This window comes from Cellulomonas aerilata, from assembly GCF_007991755.1.
Lineage (GTDB): Bacteria > Actinomycetota > Actinomycetes > Actinomycetales > Cellulomonadaceae > Pengzhenrongella > Pengzhenrongella aerilata.
Map to the genome: position 1 here is coordinate 62,230 of NZ_BJYY01000002.1, position 20,393 is coordinate 82,622.

Here is a 20,393-nt window from a genome sequence, read left to right on the forward strand (position 1 = left end):
GTCACCGCCCCGACCCCGTCCGACCCCAGCGAGAGAGGCACGCTCATGGCGGCCCCCACCCTGCCCGTCCGGCCACGCGCCGCGCGTGGCGCCCGGAGCTCGAGCCTCATCCCCGGCTCGGGCCGCAACGGCTTCTGGATCTACCTCGTGCCGGGCCTGGCCCTGCTCGTGCTCGTCGTGCTCGTGCCGCTGGTGTGGAACGTCTACCTCAGCTTCACGTCCTACCGCGGCATCCGTCCGCCCGAGTGGATCGGGCTGGAGAACTGGACCGAGCTCCTCGCGGACGCCACCTTCTGGACGTCGTTCCGCAACTCGATCGCCATGGTCCTGGCGATGGTGATCGTCCCGACGCTGCTGGGCCTGCTGCTCGCCGCGATGCTGTTCGACCTGATCGGCAAGAAGTTCGGCGGGAAGGTGGCGAGCTTCCTGCGGGCCACCTACTACCTGCCGCAGATCCTGCCCTCGGTGATCGCGGCGATCGTCATCGGGTGGATCCTGCGCCCCCAGAACGGCGCGCTGAACCAGGTGCTCGGTGGCGTGGGGCTCGACGGTCTCGCGCGCAACTGGCTCGGCGACCCCGCCACCGCGCTGCCCAGCATCATGGTCGTGCTGGTCTGGGTGCAGATCGGCTACCCCGTGGTGATCTTCATGGCCGCGCTGCAGCGCGTGGACCCCGAGCTGTACGAGGCGGCCGAGCTCGACGGCGCCGGCTGGTTCCAGCGGTTCCGCGCGATCACCGTGGGCATCATCCGGCCGGAGATCTTCGTCGTCGTCCTCACCTGCACGATTGCCGCGCTGAAGGTGTTCGGGCCGGTGTACGCGCTGACCGGCGGCGGGCCGGGCACCTCCACGATGGTGCCCGCCTACTACGCCTACAGCGAGTTCTTCCAGTCCCAGCAGGTCGGGTACGGCGCGACCATCGCGACCGCGCTCACCGCCGTCATCGCCGTCGTCGCCGTGGTGTTCATCGCGGCCCAGACGAGGCTCGAGCGCAAGGAGGAGCAGGGCTGATGGCCGTCACGGAGCTCACCCACCGGCCCGCGGCGACGTCGCGCCGGCCGGACCCCGTCAGGCGCGCCGGACGGCGGCGCACCGCCGGCGACTGGTCGGTCCTGGCGATCGCCGTCCTCATCGGGCTGCTCATCGCCGTGCCGTTCCTGATGATCCTGGTCAACTCGTTCAAGTCCCCGGCGGAGTACAGCAGCAGCGGTCCGCTGAGCCTGCCCACGCAGCTGTACACCGACGGCCTGCAGGCGTTCTGGAACCGGGTCGACTTCCCGCGCAAGCTGTGGAACAGCTTCCTCATCTCCGGCAGCGTCGCGGTGCTGGCGGTCGCGATCTCCATGCTGAACGCGTTCGCGCTCGGGATCGGGCGGGTCAAGGGGCGCACCTGGATCGTCGTGGTGATCCTGCTGGCGAACATGCTCCCGCAGGAGGTGCTGCTGTACCCGCTCTACTTCATGTTCAAGGCGGTCGGCCTCTACGACAACGTGTGGTCGGTGATCATCATCTTCACGGTCATCCAGAGCGCCTTCGGCACCTACCTGCTGGCATCGGTCTACAGCACGTTCCCCAAGGAGCTGCTGGAGGCGGCGTCGCTGGACGGCGCGAGCCGGCTGCAGATCCTGCTGCGGGTCGTCTACCCGATCTCGCGTCCCACGCTGAGCGTGCTGCTGATCTTCTTCTTCATCTGGACCTGGAACGAGTTCCTCATCCCGCTGACGTTCCTGGTCAGCAACGCCACCCAGACCGTCCCGGTCGCGATCACCGTGCTGCAGGGCGACCGTCTCATGGACGTCACCACGACCAGCGCGTCGGCCCTGCTCGGCCTGATCCCGACGCTCGTGTTCTTCCTCCTCTTCCAACGCACCCTCACCCGGGGCATCACCGCAGGAGCAGTCAAGTAATGAAGTTCACCGACGGTTTCTGGCACGCACGTCCGGGCGTCGACGCCCAGTACGCCCAGGAGGCCCACGCCATCCATGCGCGCCACGACGACGACGGCGACCACCTCGTCGTCTGGGCACCCACCAAGGTCATCGGGCGCCGGGGCGACACGCTCAACCGGCCGCTGCTCACCGTGACCCTGTCCAGCCCGCTCGAGGGCGTGGTCAAGGTCCGCGTCGAGCACCACCGCGGCACGCCGTGGAGCGGCGGCTTCGACCTGCTCGGCTCCGAGGCCGGGCACGGGGTCGTCGAGATCGGGGAGCAGGACGGTGTGCTCGCCTCGGGGTCCCTGCGCGCCCGCATCCGGCGCGGCGCCCCGTGGGACCTCACCTTCGAGACCGCCGACGGCGAGGTGCTGACCCGCAGCGGGCACAAGTCGATCGGGCTCATGGGGCTCGCCCCGGACGCCCCGGTGTCCGCCCAGCCGGCCGGCGTCACCGGGGTCACCACGACCGGCCTCGCGCCGGCGGCCACGTACCTGCACTCCCAGCTCTCGCTCGGCGTCGGCGAGCTCGTCTACGGGCTCGGTGAGCGGTTCGGCGCGCTGGTGAAGAACGGGCAGAGCGTCGACATCTGGAACTCCGACGGCGGGACGTCCAGCGAGCAGTCGTACAAGAGCGTGCCCTTCTACCTGACCAACCGCGGGTACGGCGTGCTCGTCAACCACCCCGAGCACGTGTCCTTCGAGGTCGCCAGCGAGGCGGTCGAGCAGGTCCAGTTCTCCGTCCCCGGGCAGACGCTGGAGTACCTGGTGATCGCCGGGCCGACACCCGCCGAGGTGCTCGAGCGGTACACCCGGCTGACCGGGCGCCCGGCGCAGGTGCCCGCGTGGTCGTACGGCCTGTGGCTGTCGACGTCGTTCACCACCGACTACGACGAGGAGACCGTCAACCGGTTCGTCGACGGGATGGCCGAGCGCGGTCTCCCGCTGAGCGTCGTGCACTTCGACTGCTTCTGGATGCGCGGGTTCCACTGGACCGACTTCGAGTGGGACCCCGCCGTCTTCCCCGACCCCGAGGGCATGCTGAAGCGGCTCCACGAGCGGGACCTGCGGGTGAGCGCGTGGATCAACCCGTACATCGCGCAGCTGTCGGCCCTGTTCGACGAGGCGGCCGACGCCGGGTACCTCGTCCGCCGGGCCGACGGCAGCGTCTGGCAGTGGGACCTGTGGCAGGCCGGCATGGGACTGGTGGACTTCACCAACCCGGCCGCGGTCGCGTGGTTCCAGGGCAAGCTCAGGACGCTCCTCGGTCAGGGCGTCGACGCCGTCAAGACGGACTTCGGCGAGCGCATCCCGACCGACGTCGTCTGGCACGACGGGTCCCAGCCCGAGGCCATGCACAACCGCTACGCCCAGCTGTACAACCAGGCGGTCTTCGACGTGCTGGAGGAGGTCCGCGCCCCGGGGGACGCCGTGCTGTTCGCGCGCTCCGCCACGACCGGCGGCCAGCGGCTGCCGGTGCACTGGGGCGGCGACAACTCCTCGTCCTACGTGTCCATGGCCGAGACCCTGCGCGGCGGGCTGTCCCTGACGCTGAGCGGGTTCGGGTTCTGGAGCCACGACATCGGCGGCTTCGAGGGCAGCCCGGACCCTGCGGTGTTCAAGCGGTGGGTCGCCTTCGGCCTCATGTCGAGCCACTCGCGCCTGCACGGGTCGGAGAGCTACCGGGTGCCGTGGGCCTTCGACGCCGCCGACGCCGACCCGGCGCAGAGCGCCGTCGAGGTCACCCGGCGGTTCACCCGCCTCAAGCTCGGGCTCATGCCGTACCTGTACGCCGCCGGGCTCGAGGCCCACCGGCGGGGCACCCCGGTGATGCGCGCGATGGCCCTGGAGTTCCCCGGCGACCCGGCGGTGGAGTACCTCGACCGGCAGTACATGCTCGGGCCGGACCTGCTGGTGGCACCGGTCTTCAGCGAGGCCGGCGACGTCGAGTACTACCTGCCCGCGGGTGCGTGGACGAACCTGCTCACCGAGGAGGTCGCCGACGGCGGCCGGTGGCGCCGGGAGCGGCACGACTTCACCAGCATGCCGCTGTGGGTGCGGCCCGGCGCCGTCCTGGTGACCGGCGTCGACGCCGACCGCCCGGACTACGACTACGCGCACGACGCGCTCGTGACCGTGTACCCCGGGGAAGGGGACCGGACGGTCGAGGTGACCCACCCGACCACCGGCGACGCCACCGCGTTCACCGTCGCGCGGCAGACCGACGGCGTGCGGGTGACGGCGGAGCCGCCCGTGCCGTTCCGGGCGCGGCTCGCGGGCCAGGACGCCGTCCCGGCGCGGGACGGGCGCGTGGACCTGGGGCACCGACCCATCGCCTGAACGGGGCCGGGGCGGGCGCCGGCGCGGGGTGGGGAGGGCCGGGAGCCGGGGTCCGGGGCGGCTCCGGGCGTTCATCGGCCGGACGCCGCGGAGCCACCGCTCATCAACGTCGGGACCCTACGGTGGCGGCGCGGAGCACGGCGGACCGGGCAGCACCGGCTCGCCGGGCTGGCCGCGGCCCCGAGCAGTAGCGTGAGCCCACAGCTCGGCTGCTGCGGCGCGCCGCTCCTCCAGGCTCCACGTCACTGTCGGCCTCCGGGTCGACGCGAACTCGAAGGACGGCGAAAGACCATGGCCACCAACCCCGGGACAGGGTCCCGCACCGGTCGCGCAGCCCGAGGGGGCGTGGCCGCGCTGTCCGCCGTCCTGCTCGTGGCGGCGTGCAGCGGCGGCGGTGGCCCGAGGGCCGCCCAGGAGGCCGAGGAGTCCGCCGCGCCGCTGGCAGCCACCTACGAGGGCCCGGAGGTCACCCTCCAGTTCTGGAACGGCTTCACCGGTGCCGACGGCCCCTTCATGCAGTCCCTCGTCGACGAGTTCAACACCGAGCACGACAACATCACGGTCGCCATGGAGTCGCAGGCCTGGGCGGAGTACTACGAGTCCGTGCCCGCGGCCGTCTCGACGGGCAACGGCCCGCACATCGGTGCGATGCACGTCGACCAGGTCGCGACCTACGCCGCGCGGAACGTGCTGTCGTCGGTGGACGACGTGGCGGAGGTGCTCGCCCTCGAGGAGGACGCCTTCGCGCCCGCCGTGTGGCAGGCGGGGCTCTACGACGACCGCCGGTACAGCGTCCCGCTGGACGTGCACCCGATCGGCTTCTTCTACAACCGCACGCTCATGGAGCAGGCGGGCCTCGACCCGGAGAACCCCCCGCAGGACCGCGAGTCCTACGAGGCCGCCCTCGACGCCTTCCAGGAGGCGGGCATCCAGGGGCACTGGGTCTCCCCGTACGCACCGGGCGCCCGCATGTTCGAGTCGCTCGCCAAGCAGTTCGGCGCGGAGCTCTACTCCGAGGACGGCGAGCAGGCCACCTGGGACTCGCCCGAGGCGCTCGAGGCGCTGGAGTGGATGCTCGGCCTCGTCGAGGAGGGCCACAGCCCCCCCGACGTCGCGAACCCGGCAGAGGCGATCGCGTTCCAGAACGGCGAGAACCCGTTCTACTGGGGCGGCATCTGGATGATCAACACCTTCGCCCCCGAGACGGACCTGGACTGGGGCGTGGCGCCGCTGCCGGTGATCGGCGAGGAGCAGGCCGTCTTCGCCGGCTCGCACCAGCTGGTGCTCCTGGAGCGTCAGGAGTGGACCCCGGACGAGCGTCAGGCGTCCGCCGTCTTCATCGACTGGGTCGTCGACAACTCCCTCGGGTGGGCGGAGGGCGGTCAGGTGCCCGCCGCCGCGGAGGTCCGCGAGTCGCCGGAGTTCGCCGCGCTGCCGCACGTCCCGGTGTTCGCCTCCGAGCTCGAGGACACCTTCTTCCCGCCGAGCCTGCCCGGCATCGCCGAGTCGCAGACGATCCTGTGGACCGCGCTGAACGAGGTGCTGCTCGGGGACCGGGACCCGCAGGAGGCCCTGGAGGAGTCCGCGCGAGCGGCCAACGAGGCGCTCGAGCGCAGCCGCGAGCAGTTCGCCACCGCGGAGTAGCCCCGACGGCCGCGCCGCGCAGCAGCCCGCGGCGCGGACGTGGCCACCACGGGGAAGCCCCGCCAGCACGACACATCCGACGGGTCGGCCGCTGCCGAGCCGGTCCCCCCGGCTCCGCAACGCCTCCCGGGCCGGCCGGGGCGACCCGTCGACCGAGCCCTGAGCCAGGAGGTACGGCCATGAGCGTGCAGACGAGCAGCGCGACCTCGCGGGCCGCAGCCGCCGCACCGGCGCGACCGGTCCGGCGCGGGGCGCCGTGGACGCCGTACGCGTTCCTCGCGCCGTACCTGCTGCTCTTCGTCGTCTTCGTGGCCGTCCCGGCGGTGTTCGGGCTGTGGATCAGCCTGCACAACTGGGACTACCTCATCGACAACAGCCCCTTCGTCGGGCTGGAGAACTACACGCGGCTGTTCGACCGCGACTCGCTCGCCGCCGGCGACTTCTGGCAGAGCATGCGGGCCACCGGGATCTTCACCCTGTACAGCGTGCCGCCGCTGGTGGCGATCCCGCTGGCCGTGGCCGTGCTGCTCAACCGCAGCTTCCGCGGACGCACCTTCTTCCGGGCGGTCTTCTTCGCCCCGTACGTCCTGGGGATCGCCGTCATCGGCGTGCTGTTCGGCTTCATCCTCGACCCGAACATCGGCCTGCTCAACGACTACCTGGGGCGCCTGGGCATCGCCCGGAACATCCCCTGGACGACGTCGGTGCCGGAGGCGTGGATCTCCCTGGTGAGCGTGACCGTGTGGTGGACTCTCGGCTTCAACGCCGTCATCTACCTCGCCGGTCTGCAGGACATCCCGCGGGAGCTCTACGAGGCGGCGTCGGTGGACGGCGCGAACTCGTGGCAGCGCTTCTGGCACATCACGCTCCCCGGACTGCGGCGGGTCCTGGTCTTCGTCATCACGATCACCGTGCTGGCCTCGGCCAACATGTTCGGCCAGAGCTACCTCATCACCCACGGTGGCCCGGGCTCGGAGACCCGGGTCGCGATCATGTTCATCGCCGAGGAGGGGCTGGGCAACTTCCGGATGGGCAGCGCCGCGGCGATGAGCTACGTGCTGATGTTCTTCCTCGTCGTGCTCGCGACCGGGATGTTCGCGATGTTCCGCCGGTGGGAGGACTGACATGGCCACCACGGTCGCCACACCGACGTCCGCCCCCGCCGTGCCGCCGGCGCGGCGCCGCAGGCCCCTGGGCCGCTCCGTCGGCTTCTACGCCGGCATGGTGGTGCTCGCGGTCGTCTTCCTCGCCCCGCTGGTCTGGATGCTGTCGACCTCGTTGAAGACGGCGTCGGACGCCACCGACCTGCCGCTGACGTGGATCCCGGAGAACCCCACGACCGAGGCGTACAGCACCATCCTGCAGGCGGGCAGCGACACCCCCGTGCTGCGCTGGTTCCTCAACAGCATGGTCGCGGCCACCGCCCACGCCGTCCTGGTCGTCGCGACCGCGGCGCCGGCCGCCTACGCCATGGCCCGCATGCAGTTCCGGTTCAAGCGCTCGATCCTCGCGGCCATCATCTCGACGCTGTTCATCCCCAACATCATCTTCCTGACGCCGACGTTCCTCATCGTCGACCGCCTGGGATGGATCGACACCCTGATCGCCCTCATCGTGCCGGGGGCCGCCGGTGCGTTCGGCGTCTTCTTCCTGCGCCAGCTGTTCCTGGCGGTGCCCGTGGAGCTGGAGGAGGCGGCCTACCTGGACGGCGCCAACCGGTTCGTCGTGTTCACGCGCATCGTCCTGCCGCTGTCCAAGCCGGCACTGGCGACCCTGGCGGTGCTGAGCTTCCTGTCGAACTGGAACGAGTTCCTCTGGCCGGTCTACGTCATCTTCACCCGGACCCGCGAGACGCTGCCGCCGGGACTCGCGACCCTGCAGGGCGCGTTCACCCAGAACTACCCGGTGGTGATGGCCGGTGCGGTGATCGCGAGCGTCCCGGTGCTGATCCTGTACGTCCTGGCGCAGCGCCACATCATCGAGGGGGTCTCGCAGACCGGCGTCAAGGGCTGAGACCGCTCCCGGCTCGTGCGGGACGCCGTGCACCCGGGCCGAGCCCGGGCAGCACGACGAGCCACCTGGATGGACCCGGCCATGCGCCGGCTCCGCCCTGCCTCCGCTCCGCCATGCCCTGAGTCGGCCGTGTCCTCCGTCCGCCGTGCCCGCCGCCCGCCCTGCCCCGCATCCGCCGTGCCCCCATGCCTCGACCCCATGACCCGGCGCCGCCGGTGCCGTCCCGTCAGCGCCCGAGCCAGTCCCGGCGCCCCAGCGTCGCTCGCAGCGCGCACCGACCCTGCCTCTCGACCTACCACCGGAGCCGAGCCGTGCCCCAGACGACCGTTCATCCCCGCCCCCAGCTGGCCCGCGAGCGCTGGTGGGACCTGTGCGGGACGTGGCAGTTCGCCTTCGACGACACCGACACCGGCGTCGCGGAGCGCTGGTACCGGGCGGATGCCGCGGGTGCCGCCTTCGACCGCGAGATCCTCGTCCCGTTCCCGCCCGAGTCCCGGCTGTCCGGCGTCCACGAGCGGGGCTACCACCCCGTCGTGTGGTACCGGCGCACGTTCGCCGAGCCCGTGCGTGCCGCCGGGGAGAGGCTGCTGCTCCACTTCGGAGCCGTGGACTACCGGGCCGACGTCTGGGTGAACGGCCAGCACGTGGGTCGCCACGAGGGGGGCCACACGCCCTTCACGGCGGACGTGACCGGCGCGCTCCTGGACGACCAGGTGGACCAGGTCGTGGTGGTCCGGGCGGAGGACCGGCCCCACGACGTCACGCAGCCGCGCGGCAAGCAGGACTGGCAGCTCGAGCCGCACGCGTTCTGGTACCACCGCACGACGGGCATCTGGCAGCCGGTGTGGCTCGAGCCGGTGCCTGCGAGGCACGTCACCGCGGTGCACTGGGTCCCCGACCTGGCACGGGCGAGCGTCGAGGTGGAGGTCCGGCTCTCCCGGCTGCCGGAGCGGCCGTCGGCGGTGCGGATCCGGCTCGCCCTCGGTGAGGAGCTGCTCGCCGACCAGACCACGGCGCTGACGGACGACGTCCTGCACCAGACCATCACCATCCCGGCCGCCCGCAACGGTCTGGACCGCACCCGCCTGACCTGGTCCCCCGAGTCGCCCGTGCTGATCGACGCGGAGGTGTCGGTGATCGAGGACGGCCGGACGGTCGACACCGTGGGCAGCTACCTCGGGCTGCGCAGCGTGGGGTTCGCGGACGGCAAGTTCCTGCTCAACGGTCGCCCGTACTTCCTGCGGCTCGTGCTCGAGCAGGGCTACTGGCCCGCGTCGCACCTCGCCGCCCCGAGTGCGGACGCGCTGCGCCGGGAGGTCGAGCTCACCAAGGAGCTCGGCTTCAACGGCGTGCGGATCCACCAGAAGGTGGAGGACCCTCGCTACCTCTACTGGTGCGACCGGCTCGGGCTCGTGGTGTGGAGCGAGATGCCGAGCGCCTACAGCTTCTCCACCGCGGCCATCGAGCGGGTCACCCGCGAGTGGGTCGACGTCGTCCGCCGCGACCGCAGCCATCCGTGCATCGTCACCTGGGTCCCCCTGAACGAGAGCTGGGGGGTCGCCGACCTGGAGCACGTCGCGGCGCAGCGGCACTACGTGTCGGCGCTGTACCACCTGACCAAGGCCCTGGACCCCTCGCGGCCGGCCGTCGGCAACGACGGGTGGGAGCACACCGACGGCGACATCTGGGGGGTCCACGACTACGGCGGGAGCAGCACCGGCCTGCGCGAGCGGTACGGCGACGCCGCGAGCATGGAGCACTCCCTCCGGCAGGGTCGGCCGTACCGGCGCCGGGTGGTGCTCGGTGACCTGACGCGTGCGGGACGACCGGTGGTGATCACGGAGTTCGGCGGGCTGTCCTTCACCCCGGCGACGGGTGAGCGGTGGGCGGGATACGCCACGGTCGGGTCCGCCGAGGAGCTGGTCGAGCGCTTCGGCGACCTGGTGGGTGCCCTCCTGGACAGCACGGAGGTCGCCGGCTTCTGCTACACGCAGCTGACCGACACCGAGCAGGAGAGGAACGGCCTGCTCACCGAGGACCGCCGGCACAAGGTCGACCCCGCCCGCATCCGCGCCGTCCTCAACCGGCCGTCACGGACGGTGCCCGCCGAGGAGATCGACCTCTACCGGCTCGCCGCCGCCGAGGCGGCGCGCGGTGCGCTCGCCGGCGCCACGGTCGAGCCGTCGGACCCGACGGCGCCCCGTCACGGCACGCGCGTGCCGGTCGGCGCCACGGGCGTGCTCCCCGGTGCAGGTCCCGCCGCAGGGTGAGTCCCAGGGAGGCGGGTCAGCTGGGGCGGACGGTGTAGGTGCGGAAGGTCAGCACCTGCCCGTGGCCCGTGCTGATGCTGCGGTACGCCCACCGCAGGGTCGGGGGCTCGTTGAACACGAGCTCGAAGGCCTGCACCAGCATGTCCGCCTGCTGCGCCAGCGACTTGGTCGCGTCGACCTGAACCATGAGCGGGCCGTTGGGCATCTGCTGGGCCAGCGTGCCCAGCACGTCCCCAGCCATGGGCTCGGGGGACAGCACGACGCTCGCGCCGGCCTCCCTGAGCTGGTCGACCTGCCGGGCGAGGGCGGCGAGCGGGTCCTGAGGCGCCGGATCATCGCTCACCCGGTCACCTTGCCACGCACCGGTCCGGCCGCACCCGGGCTGCCAGAGCCCACCGGACGACCCCGCGGAGCCGCGGTCCGACGACGGCGGCGGTGGGACGACGTGAGCAGGCCAGGCGCCGCTCGGCCGCTCGACGCCCGAGCGCCGACCGCCCCGACGCCCGAGCGCCCGGCGCGCCCCGTCGCCCGAGCGGCGGCCCGCTCGAAGCCCGAGGGCCCGGCGTGCCCGTCGCCCGAGCGCCGGGGCTCCCGACAGCAGGCGGCCCGCTCGAGGCCCGAGCGCCCGGCGTGCCCGTCGCCCGAGCGCCGGGGCTCCCGACAGCAGGCGGCCCGGCACACGCCCGCGCCCTCGCGGGCGCCGGTGTGACGAGTCGCTCGTCGTGCGTGTGGGTGAGCGTGCCTACGCTGGTACCGCCATGACCTCTCTCTTCGAGAACCTCCCGCTGCCCGGCTTCGGTCCCGCCGACCTCGCGTCGCGCGGGTCCGGGGCATCCGCGGCCGCCGGCGACGCGGACGGCACGCCGGTCGCCGCGGGAGCGACCGGCGTCCCCGTGGGCGGCGCGCGCGAGCGGCGCGGCGGCCCGTCGACGAAGGACCCGGAGAGCCTGCTCACCGGGCTCAACCCCCAGCAGCGCGAGGCGGTGCTGCACAGCGGGAGCCCGCTGCTCATCGTCGCCGGCGCCGGGTCGGGCAAGACTCGGGTGCTGACCCACCGCATCGCGTACCTGCTGGCGACCGGACGGGCGCGTCCGGGGGAGATCCTGGCGATCACGTTCACCAACAAGGCCGCCGGCGAGATGCGCGAGCGGGTGGAGTCCCTGGTCGGCCCGGCCGCCCGGATGATGTGGGTCTCGACGTTCCACTCCGCCTGCGTGCGCATCCTGCGCAAGGAGGCGTCGACGCTGGGCCTGCGGACGACCTTCTCCATCTACGACGCCGCGGACTCCCAGCGGCTGATGACCATGGTGTGCCGGGAGCTGGAGCTCGACCCCAAGAAGTACCCGCCGAAGGCGTTGTCGTCGCGCATCTCGGCGCTCAAGGACGAGCTCGTCGACCCCGAGACCTTCGGTCGCGAGAGCGGCGCGTCCGCGGGGACGGCCAACGACTTCGACGCGGTCCTCGCCCAGGCGTACACGCGCTACCAGGACCGGCTCCGCGCCGCGCACGCCCTCGACTTCGACGACCTGATCATGACGACGGTGCACCTGCTGCAGGCGTTCCCGGCCGTCGCCGAGCACTACCGCCGCCGCTTCCGCCACGTGCTGGTCGACGAGTACCAGGACACCAACCACGCGCAGTACACGCTCGTGCGCGAGCTCGCCGGCCACGACCCGGCGATGGACACCGACGAGACCGACGACTCCCCGGTCCCCGACGCCGTCGGGCCCGGGGAGCTGACGGTCGTCGGGGACGCGGACCAGTCCATCTACGCCTTCCGCGGCGCGACGATCCGCAACATCCTCGAGTTCGAGGCCGACTACCCCAGCGCCCGCACGATCCTGCTCGAGCAGAACTACCGCTCCACCCAGACCATCCTCTCGGCCGCCAACGCGGTGATCTCCCGCAACCCCGGGCGGCGGCCCAAGCGGCTGTGGACGGACTCCGGTGCCGGCGCGCAGATCGTGGGGTACGTCGCGGACAACGAGCACGAGGAGGCCCGCTTCGTCGCCGAGGAGATCGACCGGCTGGCCGACTCCGACGGCGTCCGTCCGGGCGACGTGGCGATCTTCTACCGGGCGAACGCGCAGGCCCGCGCGCTGGAGGAGGTGCTCATCCGCGTCGGCCTGCCGTACAAGGTGGTCGGCGGGACGCGCTTCTACGAGCGCAAGGAGATCAAGGACGCCGTCGCCTACCTGCGCGCGGTCGACAACCCCGACGACGACGTCAACCTGCGCCGCATCCTCAACGTCCCCAAGCGCGGGCTCGGGGACCGGTCCGAGGCCATGGTCGCGGCCTTCGCCGACCGCGAGCGGATCTCGTTCGGTGCCGCGCTCGACCGGGTCGACGAGGTCCCCGGGCTCGCCACGCGGTCCCTCAACGGGCTGCGGTCGTTCGCGCAGATGATGACCGACCTGCGCGACCTCGCGGCCAAGGGCGGCGGGCCGGCGGAGGTGCTCGGCGCGGTCCTGGACCGCAGCGGGTACCTCTCCGAGCTGCGAGCGAGCGACGACCCGCAGGACGCGTCCCGCGTCGAGAACCTCGCCGAGCTGCACGCCGTCGCGACCGAGTTCGAGCAGAGCGACCCCGAGGCCGACCTCGCGGACTTCCTCGAGCGCATCTCGCTCGTCGCCGACTCCGACCAGATCCCCAGCGCCGACGACGCCGACGGTGCTCCGAAGGTGGACCAGGGCGTCGTCACGCTGATGACCCTGCACACCGCCAAGGGCCTGGAGTTCCCGGTGGTGTTCCTCACCGGGCTCGAGGACGGCACCTTCCCGCACATGCGGACGCTCGCTGACACCGAGCAGCTCGCCGAGGAGCGGCGACTCGCCTACGTCGGCCTGACCCGAGCGCGCCAGCGGCTGTACATCTCCCGCGCGGCGGTCCGCACGTCGTGGGGCGTGCCGAACGAGTTCCCGCCCAGCCGGTTCCTCGACGACCTGCCCGACGACCTGCTCGACTGGCGCCGGCGGGAGTCGAGCATGGCGACGCTGCGGTCGGGCCTCGGGTACGGGTCCGGCTTCGGCGGCAGCGTGTACGGCTCGGGGACGCCCCGCACCGGGGCGCCGTCCACGCGCGTCCCGCCGTCGCCGCCCAGCCCGACCTTCGGCTCGGCGAAGTCCCGCCCGACCGGGGACGCCCCGAGCCTGTCGGTCGGCGACCGCGTCACACACGACACCTACGGTCTGGGCACCGTCGTCGTCGTGGAGGGCTCCGGCCCCAACGCCGTGGCGAAGATCGACTTCGGCACCGAGGGCACCAAGCGCCTGCTCCTGCGGTACTCGCCCGTCACCAAGCTCTGACGGCCCGCCGGGCGGCCGAGCACGCGGGTCGCCTCACCGGACGGTTCGCCTCACGGGACGAGGAAGAAGTCGGGCACCCGCATGCCGGTGAACGGGTCCGTCGTCCAGACGAGGTCCGACCCGTCGTGGGTCGCCCCGTCGCCCCCGGAACCCGCTGACGGTTGCGGGACCGTCGGCGAGTGGGGCGGTGGTGACTCGCCGGGTCGAGTGAGACCAGCCGCGGGGGCGCGAGGTGGCGGCGGACCGGCCGCGCGCGTGCTTCCGGCCGGGGGATTGAGGTCCCGCGCGCTGGTTCCTGGCTGACCCGGTGTCACTCCCGTGCCTGAGGCGACCGGCGGCGGCGCGGGTCGCCCGGGTGGCTGGGGTGACCCGGGTGCGAGGGGCGAACTGGTGGTGCCGGGCGGCCCGGTCGGCGGTGATCCACCGATGACGCGGCCCTCGGAATCGCGGAACCGGTAGCCCATCGGGGCGAAGCCCCCCGACGACCCGCCGTGCACGGCAGACGGATCGTCGGCGCCTGCCTTGCCCCTAGCCTCGGCGGTTGCCACGCCGACGCGCGTGATCAACAGGTCACGGCGGTGGACCTCGTGGTGGTGGAAGCTGCACAGCAGGACGCCGTTGTCGACGCTGGTGGGTCCGGTGTCCCGCTCCCACCAGCGGATGTGGTGGACCTCGCACCACCGTGCATGGGCGTGGCAGTGGGGCCAGGCGCACTCGCGGTCGCGGGCGATGACCGCGCGCCGTTGCTGACCTGTGAAGACGCGCCGGCTCCGGCCGAGGTCGATCGGGACGCCGTCGGCGTCGATGACGATCCGGGTGATCTCGCAGTCGCACATCGCCACGGCGAGCTCGTAGGCCGGGACCGGTGTGCCGTCCTCGAGCGTCGCAGGCTCGTAGGGCGCGCATGCGCCTCCGTCGGCGATCTGGCTGGGGACACCCCGAGCGTCGACCGGGCTGGCACCGTCCACGGCCGACGGACCGACCCCGGCCTCGGGCCCGGTGGTGGCCGCGCGGGCTCGCCGGCGGTCGCGTTCGGCTCGGGCGGCGATCCAGGTGTCGGCCGTCAGGATCATCGACACCTGGGGTGGCACGTGCCCGCCGGGCCTGGAGTCGGCCAGCGCGAGGATCCGACCCGCCATGGCATCCAGCGCGTCGGCACAGCGCTGCCCGTGGTCGCGGTCGTCGTCGGCCGCCGGACGGGGGGAGAGGGCCTCCAGGGCGAGGGTCAGGCGGTGGCCGGCCATGGCGTCCAGGCGCCCCTTGAGGAAGGTCCCGGCGGGCGTCCGGGCCACGTGCAGGAACCGCTGGGCGCGTTGGTTCTCGTGGTCGCGGTCCAGGGCGGCGGGGTCGAGGGTCGCGGCCCATCGCGTCACGCCGGTGGCGAAGGTGCCGGCGTCCATCCCGTCCGCCATCGCGAGCAGGCGCTCCTGGCCGGCCGGCGAGGTGACGGCGTCGCGTTGCGCCGGGGTACCTGTGCCGGCCACCTTGCCGATGGCCACGGCGTGCTCGAGCCGGATCCGCCCGGAGGCCACCGCAGCAGCGACCGTCGGCACCGCCTGCAGCTGGTCGGCCTGCCGGACCTGCGCCGCCGCGGACCGCAGCCCGGTCCGGCCGGTGCGTCCACGCCACGCCTCGAACGACCGGTCGCCCGCACCCTGCCACGCGCCCGAATCACGCTCGGCGACCAGGACAGCGCCCCGGACGGTCGCCAGCCCGTCGACGGCGCGGTCGAGCCGTCGCAGCACCGACCGGCGCGTCGCGCTCGGCCAGTGGCCCGCTTCGTCCGCAGCGCCGGCGAGCCGCTCCAGCGACCGGGCGATGACGTCCATCTCCGTGACCGGGTCGACCGGAGCCAAGGGGGCGACGCCTGACGTCTCCATCGACGGCACGACCGCTCACCTCCTCGTCGAACTGATGTTCGAAGCCTATCGCCGGGCGCCCACACGAGGCCCGGGGCGGCAGACGGTGTGGAAAGCCGCACGGGCTGCTCGCCGAGGGGACCGCAGCGGGCCGGTCACACGGCGTCTGCACCGGACGGTGACCCGAACGGTCCTGCCGCTCCGCGTCGGTTCGTCCCGGACCGACGCGGTGGGGGAGACTTCCGCCGCGCTTCCCGCGCCGCCCGGTGCCTCACCAGGCAGGCGCCACCCGATCTCGTCGAGCAGGAGCCCCCATGCCCGTCCGCCGACCCGTCACCGCGCTGGCCGTGGCCGCCACCCTCGTGAGCCTCGTCGGCTGCACCGGGCAGGACGCCACAGACGCCACGGACGCCGCGACCGGCGACACCAGCAGCGAGGCCCCAACCCCCACAGCGACCGAGCGCCCGACGGCGCCCGTCGTCCGGTCGTTCGTCATGGGGAAGGAGACGGTCGACCTCGAGGTCGGCCCCCTCGTCGTGGAGGGTCCGGGCGACAGCGATGGCGACGGCGGGATCGGGGTCCTCACGCTGCGGGCGTCCGAGGGCACGTCCCGGGACGTGGCGTTCGCACTGGGCGTCCGGCTCGGCAACGCGCTGCTCGACCCCAAGCCGGGCCCGAGCGCGGTGCGCCTCGTCGACCCGCGGGAGCGGACCGTCTCCCTGCCGGCGCGCGGCCCGGACGACCGGCCGGTGTTCACCATGGGCGACGTCTTCGCCGACGAGCCGGTGCCGATGGCGGTCGCCTTCGCAGCGCCGAGCGGTGACACGGTCGACGTGCTTGTCCCGCTGGCCGGCTACGTCGCCGACGTGCCGGTGGTCAGCGCCGCGGACCCGTCGGGCACCGGCCCCGCGGTCCTCGCGGACATCACGGACGCCCCGGCGGAGGACCTGACGGCCCGGGTCGCCACGCTGGACACCTACACCGAGCAGGTGGGCCGGACGGTCCGGACGCGGACCCAGGCGGAGCAGGTGACGGTCGACATCGCCGCCGACGTCCTGTTCGCACCGGACTCCGCGGACCTCGGCGCGGACGCGGACGCCGCCCTGGCCGCCGCCGGTGCGCAGATCGCCGCCTACCCGGGCGGGACCCTGGTCGTCGTCGGGCACACCGACGACGTCGCCTCGGACGCCTACAACGTGGACCTGTCGGTCCGTCGCGCGCAGGCAGCCCGGGACCGCCTCGGGTCGCTGGTCGACCTCGGCGCGTACGGGGTGACGGTGGAGGGCCGCGGGGAGAGCGAGCCGGCGGCGCCGGGCAGGGACGACGCGGCACGGGCGGCGAACCGCCGCGTGGAGCTGCGCTTCATCCCGGCGCCGGACGCCGACCCCGAGCCGGCCACCGCGAGCGCCGCCCCCACCGGGATGGGGACGGAGCCGGCCGCCGACGGACCGGTCGCGACCGGTGCCGAGGGGGTGCGCGTCGGCGTCCGCGACGGGGTGGAGTTCGAGGTGCGGCTCCCCGAGGTGCGCCGCGTCGGCGAGGTGCTGGTCGGCGAGGTCGAGGTCGAGCAGACCGCGGGCGACCGGGCGGCCGACATCGGCTCGCTGCTCTCGTCGGGGGTGTGGGACGGCCGGGGCGAGTTCGACGCGACCACCCAGTCCGCGGCCACGAACCTCACCCTGCTGGACGGCGGCACGCGCGTGTTCCCGTTCGACTACGTCCGCAACGACGACGGCGACCGCCATCCGCTCGCCGACCGGTTCCTCACCTCGCCCGTCGGTGTGGGGCAGGTGCAGACCGTCACCGTCGTCTGGCCGGCGGCGCCGGGGGACACGGTCACCGTGGACTCCGCGGCCACCCCGCACGCCGGCGGCCCGGACGCGGGCGGCCCGCCGTTCCGGCTCACGGACGTCCCCGTGCGCGGGGACTGACGGTCGCCCGCGCTCCACCCGACGCTGAACCGATCCTCGCAGCAGGCCGTTGTCCGGGTGTCAGCCGGCGCTCACGGTCCGCCGTGACCGCCGCAGGCCCCGCAGCGCAGCGGGGCCCACGGACCACGCGGGGGGTTGACCATGGGGCAGGTCGTCGTCACCGGAGGACTCGGGTTCATCGGCTCGCACGTCGCCGACGCGTATCTGGCACGGGGCGACACCGTGCGCATCATCGACTCCGAGGTCGGCGCCGTCGTCGACGGGGAGGACTACGACACCGACCCGCGATGCACGGTGGTCCGGGCGTCGGTGGAGGACTACCTCCGCGGCGGCGGGGACTTCGCCGGCGTCGACCGGGTCGTGCACGCCGCAGCGCACGTCGGTCCGGCCGGGATCCTCCACCACGTGGGGACCCTGGGCGTCGACATCGTCATGAGCACCAGCCCGGTCCTCGAGGCGTGCCTGGCGGCCGACGTGCCGCTGTGCGTCTTCAGCTCCGCGGAGGTGTACGGCCGCAGCGGTCAGCTCGCCGAAGGGGACGACATCCGGGTGCCGCGCGACTACAACGCGCGGATCGAGTACGCCGTCGCCAAGACGCTGACCGAGGTGATGACGGTCAACAGCCGCCACCGGGGCCTGCGTGCCATCGTGATCCGCCCGTTCAACGTCGGCGGGGCGCGGCAGTCCCGCGCGGGCGGGTTCGTCATGCCGACCTTCGTGCAGCAGGCCCTGGCCGGGACGCCGATCACCGTGTTCGCCACGGGGCAGCAGGTGCGCGCGTTCCTGGCCGCCACCGACCTCGCCCGCTTCCTCACCGACCACATGGATGCCGCGCTGGCGGCGGGGCACACGGTGATCAACGTGGGGAACCCGGGGAACGCCGTCACCGTCATGGCCCTGGCGGAGCGGGTCAAGGAGCTCATGGGCAGCTCCTCCCCGATCGTGCGGGTGGACGCCAAGACGATCCACGGTCCGCTGTACGAGGAGGCCGAGTCGTTCCACAAGGTCCCGGTCCTGGGGGCGGCGGCTGCCCTGGGCTGGCGCCCGCAGCTCGACCTCGACGACCTCATCCTGCAGACCGCCGACTACTACCGGCGCCGCAGCGACGTGCGGGCCGACCGTGCTGCTGTCTGAGGGCGGCACCGTCCTGGTGCTCGCGCCGCACGCCGACGACGAGGTGCTGGGCTGCGGTGGGCTCATGGCGTCCCTGGCACGACGGGGCGTCGGGGTGCACGTCCTCTACGCGTCGGTGGACGGCTCGCGCCACTACGGCCTGGCGGGGACGACGACCTTCGCCGAGCGGGTCGCGGAGATCGAGGAGGTGAGCCGGCTGCTCGGCTTCACCTACGAGATCGCCTACCCCGAGAAGGGCCTGATGATGGAGCTGGACACCCTGCCGCGGCGCGAGCTGGTCGACCTCTACCAGCACGCGATGGACGAGCGGCGCCCGGACGTCGTGCTGCTGCCGTCCGGGGCCGACTACGACCACGACCACGTCACGGTCTTCCTCGCCGGCTTCGCCGCGGCACGGCCCATCCCGGAGCAGTTCGGCAAGCGGCTGGTCCCGCACGTGCTGGCCTACGAGATGACCAAGATCCAGTGGGCGGCCGAGCCGTTGCCCCGGTCCACGGCCTACCACGAGCTCACGGGGGAGGACCTGGAGACCAAGCAGCGCGCGATCGCCCTCTACCGGACCCAGGCCCGGGTGAGCCCGCACATCCGCAGCCCCGAGTCGGTCGCCGCGCTCGCGGTCGTCCGGGGAGCGGAGGTCGGGGTGCCCCACGCCGAGGCCTACCAGGTGCTGCGGACCCTCATCTGATCCCCCCGGCCGCGGGGGTGCCGAACGAGACGGTGGCCAGGTGGGTGAGCACCACCTGGGCCACCTCCTGCGGCGACAGCCCCTCCAGGCAGGTGAAGGTCCGGTCCGTCCAGCGGGACGGGTGCAGGCGGTCGAACACCCCGAGGCGGGTCAGCACCCGCTTGTAGGGCTTCCACAGGTGCAGCGGCTCCAGGCGCTGCTTGGTGCGCGGCTTGGTGTCCCGTGAGCACAGGCACGCCCCGCGGGTGGTGTGCTGGCACCAGGCGACCCGGGAGGCGCTGACGTGACGCGGGTCCGCCGGCCACCACAGGGGCCCCGACCGGTTGTGGCCGGGGTAGTCACGCTCCCCGGGGCCCTGGACGGAGACGGTGGGCGTGCCCACCGCCATCGCCACGCACACCGGGCCCGCGGGCTCGCCGACCACCACGGTGCAGCGCTCCAGGACCGCGCTGAGCTGCCCCACCGTCGGCCGCTCCAGGAGGACCACCCGCGGGTCGGCCCGGTCTTGCGCCCCGCGGAACTCCTCCATCTGGGCCGCGCTGCCCCCGTTGACCACGACCCGGACGCCGTGGCGGAGCAGGACGTCGGCCGTCGCGAGGTAGCGCTCGATGCCCCACCGGCCCATCCCGACCCCGTACTGGGGGCCGCGGGTGTTCAGCAGCGCGACCGGTGCCTCGTCCAGCCGGTGGCGGGCGAAGAAGTCCGCCGCGTACCGCCGGTCCTCCTCCGCCGGCTCCAGGTGCGGGCGGACGACCTCGGCGAGCGGCTGCCCCAGGAGCAGCTCGGAGGTCATCAGCTCGAAGAAGACGTGGGCGGGGAAGTCCGCGAAGGGGCTCTTGCGCCGGTCCCGGTAGCGGTAGCCGTGCCGGTGGTGCAGGCGCGCGCCGGCCAGCCGCACCGCCAGGGCGAAGGGCCAGGCCACCCGCTCCCGCCGCGCCAGGACGAGGACGTCGTCGACCCCCCGCAGCAGGGACAGGTCCCGGGGCAGCCGGCGCAGCGTGGTGCCGGCGTCCCGGATGCCCCCGGGGAGCCGGACCACCCGCGCCACGTGCGGCGACCGGTCCAGGACCGCCGCCTGGGTGTCCCGGCCGACGGCGGCGGCGACCTGCGTCCGGGGCCAGTGGCGGTGGATCAGCTCGAACACACCGAGCGCCTCGGCGGCGTCCCCGATCCCCTTGGCGTCGAGCACGACCAGGACGCGGCGCGGCGGCACGCGCCCCGGACGCCGTCCCCGCGGCGTGCGCACCCGGCTCCGCGGCACGGTGCCCCGTCCCTCGTCCAC

The 20,393-nt window shown here is 73.2% G+C and carries 14 protein-coding genes; 11 read left to right on the plus strand and 3 right to left on the minus strand.

Annotated features, from left to right (window positions below):
* Nucleotides 1-45 precede the first annotated feature (45 nt).
* The 7 genes from CAE01nite_RS03520 (at nt 46) to CAE01nite_RS03550 (ending at nt 10,197) form a co-directional block, all read left to right on the plus strand.
* Nucleotides 46-1,011 (plus strand): carbohydrate ABC transporter permease, encoded by a 966-nt coding sequence (locus CAE01nite_RS03520; RefSeq protein ID WP_146900052.1) that lies wholly within the window; start codon nt 46-48, stop codon nt 1,009-1,011.
* A complete protein-coding gene (locus tag CAE01nite_RS03525; protein ID WP_146900055.1) occupies nt 1,011-1,907 on the plus strand; it encodes a carbohydrate ABC transporter permease in 897 nt (298 codons plus the stop codon). Before CAE01nite_RS03520 ends, CAE01nite_RS03525 begins: the two co-directional genes overlap by 1 nt.
* The gene (gene yicI / locus CAE01nite_RS03530) at nt 1,907-4,270 is read left to right on the plus strand and encodes an alpha-xylosidase (RefSeq protein ID WP_146900057.1); all 2,364 of its coding nucleotides are present in this window, start codon (nt 1,907-1,909) and stop codon (nt 4,268-4,270) included. Before CAE01nite_RS03525 ends, yicI begins: the two co-directional genes overlap by 1 nt.
* 291 nt (nt 4,271-4,561) lie before the next feature.
* A complete protein-coding gene (locus CAE01nite_RS03535) occupies nt 4,562-5,914 on the plus strand; it encodes an ABC transporter substrate-binding protein (protein WP_146900060.1) in 1,353 nt (450 codons plus the stop codon).
* A gap of 179 nt (nt 5,915-6,093) precedes the next feature.
* Nucleotides 6,094-7,038, plus strand: a complete 945-nt coding sequence (locus tag CAE01nite_RS03540) for a carbohydrate ABC transporter permease (RefSeq protein ID WP_146900063.1) — start codon at nt 6,094-6,096, stop codon at nt 7,036-7,038.
* A gap of 1 nt (nt 7,039) precedes the next feature.
* The gene (locus tag CAE01nite_RS03545) at nt 7,040-7,927 is read left to right on the plus strand and encodes a carbohydrate ABC transporter permease (protein ID WP_146900066.1); all 888 of its coding nucleotides are present in this window, start codon (nt 7,040-7,042) and stop codon (nt 7,925-7,927) included.
* Between the two features lie 311 nt (nt 7,928-8,238).
* Nucleotides 8,239-10,197 carry a glycoside hydrolase family 2 protein gene (locus CAE01nite_RS03550; RefSeq protein ID WP_246130984.1) on the plus strand — a complete coding sequence of 653 codons (1,959 nt, stop codon included), beginning with the start codon at nt 8,239-8,241 and terminating at the stop codon, nt 10,195-10,197.
* A 16-nt stretch (nt 10,198-10,213) separates the two neighbouring features.
* On the opposite strand, the gene CAE01nite_RS03555 is transcribed toward CAE01nite_RS03550, so the two are convergent.
* Nucleotides 10,214-10,540, minus strand: coding sequence for a hypothetical protein (locus tag CAE01nite_RS03555; RefSeq protein ID WP_146900071.1), 327 nt, complete (start codon nt 10,538-10,540; stop codon nt 10,214-10,216).
* A 415-nt stretch (nt 10,541-10,955) separates the two neighbouring features.
* Here CAE01nite_RS03555 and pcrA point away from each other — a divergent pair, with 415 nt between their 5' ends.
* Nucleotides 10,956-13,502, plus strand: coding sequence for a DNA helicase PcrA (gene pcrA, locus CAE01nite_RS03560; RefSeq protein WP_146900073.1), 2,547 nt, complete (start codon nt 10,956-10,958; stop codon nt 13,500-13,502).
* 50 nt (nt 13,503-13,552) lie between these two features.
* On the opposite strand, the gene CAE01nite_RS03565 is transcribed toward pcrA, so the two are convergent.
* Nucleotides 13,553-15,382 carry an HNH endonuclease signature motif containing protein gene (locus CAE01nite_RS03565; protein ID WP_146900075.1) on the minus strand — a complete coding sequence of 610 codons (1,830 nt, stop codon included), beginning with the start codon at nt 15,380-15,382 and terminating at the stop codon, nt 13,553-13,555.
* A 293-nt stretch (nt 15,383-15,675) separates the two neighbouring features.
* Here CAE01nite_RS03565 and CAE01nite_RS03570 point away from each other — a divergent pair, with 293 nt between their 5' ends.
* From CAE01nite_RS03570 to CAE01nite_RS03580, 3 genes are all read left to right on the plus strand, one after another.
* Entirely contained in the window at nt 15,676-17,292 is a 1,617-nt protein-coding gene (locus CAE01nite_RS03570; protein WP_146900077.1) for an OmpA family protein, read from the plus strand.
* Between the two features lie 141 nt (nt 17,293-17,433).
* Nucleotides 17,434-18,426, plus strand: coding sequence for an NAD-dependent epimerase/dehydratase family protein (locus CAE01nite_RS03575; RefSeq protein WP_146900080.1), 993 nt, complete (start codon nt 17,434-17,436; stop codon nt 18,424-18,426).
* Nucleotides 18,413-19,111 (plus strand): PIG-L deacetylase family protein, encoded by a 699-nt coding sequence (locus CAE01nite_RS03580; RefSeq protein ID WP_186816398.1) that lies wholly within the window; start codon nt 18,413-18,415, stop codon nt 19,109-19,111. The genes CAE01nite_RS03575 and CAE01nite_RS03580 overlap by 14 nt, the downstream gene beginning before the upstream one ends.
* On the opposite strand, the gene CAE01nite_RS03585 is transcribed toward CAE01nite_RS03580, so the two are convergent.
* Nucleotides 19,104-20,324, minus strand: a complete 1,221-nt coding sequence (locus CAE01nite_RS03585) for a glycosyltransferase family 9 protein (RefSeq protein ID WP_146900085.1) — start codon at nt 20,322-20,324, stop codon at nt 19,104-19,106. The two genes, CAE01nite_RS03580 and CAE01nite_RS03585, sit on opposite strands and share 8 nt — an antisense overlap.
* Nucleotides 20,325-20,393: the final 69 nt, after the last annotated feature.